The 2425-nt window shown below is 46.7% G+C and carries 2 protein-coding genes; both read right to left on the reverse strand.

Annotated features, from left to right (window positions below; genetic code table 11):
* The coding region (locus MES37_RS24095) for an alginate lyase family protein (RefSeq protein WP_237932798.1) at positions 1 to 779 on the reverse strand (779 nt) is incomplete at its 3' end.
* Between the two features lie 20 nt (positions 780 to 799).
* Positions 800 to 2038: an alginate lyase family protein gene (locus MES37_RS24100; RefSeq protein WP_133521676.1), complete on the reverse strand. Its 1239-nt coding sequence runs from the start codon at positions 2036 to 2038 to the stop codon at positions 800 to 802.
* Between the last annotated feature and the right edge of the window lie 387 nt (positions 2039 to 2425).

The raw sequence follows: 2425 nt of genomic DNA on the forward strand, positions 1-2425 counted from the left end.
GCGTAGAAGTGGTAATGAATAGATCCCTCGAACCACAGCCCTTCCTCGAACAGGCCCTGTTCAAGCTGATAACGCAGACCGTAAGGTTGGTTGACGGCAAATTCGACTAACGCGGCATCTTCCAGCACCAGCCCCAACACACCCACCGCGCAGCCAATTTTCACTTCATGGTTGTGTAATTGTGCAGTGCGATGGGCCATCAAAAACTGCGCACCAGCGCGCAATAAACGAACTGTAACGTACTCGCGCTGTTCGGCAGTGAGTGCCTCAGCGATGCAATCAAAACCGAGGGCGAAATCCAGCATGCAGTTCGCTTCGCAAAGTGTCTGGGCATTCATTTTCCCCGGACCATTGTACGGAATGCCACCGTGAATTTTGTAATCCGGGTAGAACTTAGCGTAACGCATCAGCAATTCACTGACTTTATCCAGATAGATCTGCTCGCCAGTAAGTTGCCACAATAAACCCAGCTGGTGGCAGGCTTTGGCATTCAGGCCGTTGAGCTCACGCCACCACGCACCATCATAGGGTTCACCGCTAAAGTTTTGGCCGTCTATCGGGCAGCAATGGCAGGTTGGCGAGGCGCGATCCCACACCAACCTGACGCCGTGGTCGGGGCAGAAATAATAGAGATTCCAGGTTGCCAGGGCGGTTTCTGGCACAACGACTGGATTGTTGAGAACCACACTGTTGTCGGCAATCAACTGCTCAATAATGGCGGGTTGAGCGCAAACTCGTTGCTGAAGAAGAATAAGTTGTTGCGTGGTGAACTGCTTCATCGCTCGATCCTTATTCTCTATCACTGTTGCTTTAATGGGGTAATCAGATGCGAGATATCATCTGGATACTTCGCCATCAGCCATTCGGCTTTTTCAACAAACAGTTTGTCGTCAGGCCAGGCTCGTGCGGCACTGACCATATTCACCAGTGCTTTTTGATCATCCATTTTATCAATATCCTTCCAGGGCCAGGTTTCAGTGCTATTTATGTAGTGCGCGAGGTAGCGATAGCCCTGGCGCAAGCTATGGTCATCAAGAGTGAAATTCCAGACATCAACCCCAGCAATGTCCCCTAAACGCCCCAACTTGTTGTAAGCCTCAAGATGGAAATTGCTGTAATGCCACGGGCGAGTGCGCTCAATTTCCGCCATCTGGCGGCCTTCTTTATCAAAATGGGAGGGAATACGTCGTAGTTGGGTGATTTGTAGTCGTTTTTTAGCGGCGGCTATATCGCCACTAAACAGGGCAAATGACGCTGCCTGTAAATCAAAATAGGTGCCGTGATTGTTATGCCAATTGTCTTCTTCAAATCCGTTTTGGCTGGTGCTCATCCAATGGTAAAAATCGCCATACCATTGTTTTATCTTCTGATAATCTTCATCGCTGACCACATTCGCTGGGCGTAATAATTCAACGGCATCAATCACTTCGACCAGCGCGCGACTGTCAATCAGGCCAATCCCTCGGCCATCGTTAATCCCTGGAATAGCCTGCGCATGTTGCAGGTTAGGATTCATGCGCGTTTCTGGTTTCACAAACCAGTTCAGCAATTGGTCACGTGCTTTTTCGGCGTATGCCGGGTTGTGCGAAAATTGCCACGCCAGCGCCAGTGTCCAAACGTCATTGCTCATGTTCACCAGACGTTTTTTGTCCGTGGCATCACTATTGGCATCAGGGTTGGTTTGGCCATCTTTGCGAAGGTAGGGCAGGCCATCTTTTTTGTTCGGATCGGGCCACCAGTACGGTGGAAAACTGTAGTAATCATGTTTATCGCCGCTGGCGGCGATTAGCGTTTTATCCATCACTGAATACAGTGGTTTGTTCAGCGCCTTGTCTGCGTTGGCAATCAGTTTTTGATAAGCCCCGGTAAATTGTGGATTTTGTGCCTCTATCTGCTGCTGGCTATAGCGTAGATCATCGAGCTTAATTTGCAGTGGATGTGCATCGGCGGCATATAACGGTGAGGCCAGTAATGAACCCGCCACCGCCAACGAAAGCAATGACAGGCAAGATAATAAACTGGGTTTTGTCGGGCACATATTTTCTCCGTCCATCGATGGAATGAATTCAGGGTGCTAAGAATGTTCGCCTTATTAGTATCAATGTGTTGATACCGTTAATGGTGTTATTAATTTTCGTTAAATATGAGGCTAGAAATAAATTTTTTTGGATTGAGTGCGCAGTGTAAGAGGCGGAATAATTATTTGTGTGATTAACTTCAAATTAATATCAGAGATGTAAAATAACGCCTTGTAATGAGATTTGCATCACGGAAATGAGTGCTTTTAAATACTTGTTTATATTGTGCAGGTTTTGTTTAATTTTTTATCTTTATGATTTTAAAGGTTAAAAATGTTTATGTGATTTTTGCTATGTTTTTTAGTGTGACTTCAAACACGTTTTTGCATTGTGAAACAGTATTTCTG

This window comes from Buttiauxella sp. S19-1 (genome assembly GCF_022134725.1).
GTDB classification, from domain to species: Bacteria; Pseudomonadota; Gammaproteobacteria; order Enterobacterales; family Enterobacteriaceae; genus Buttiauxella; species Buttiauxella ferragutiae.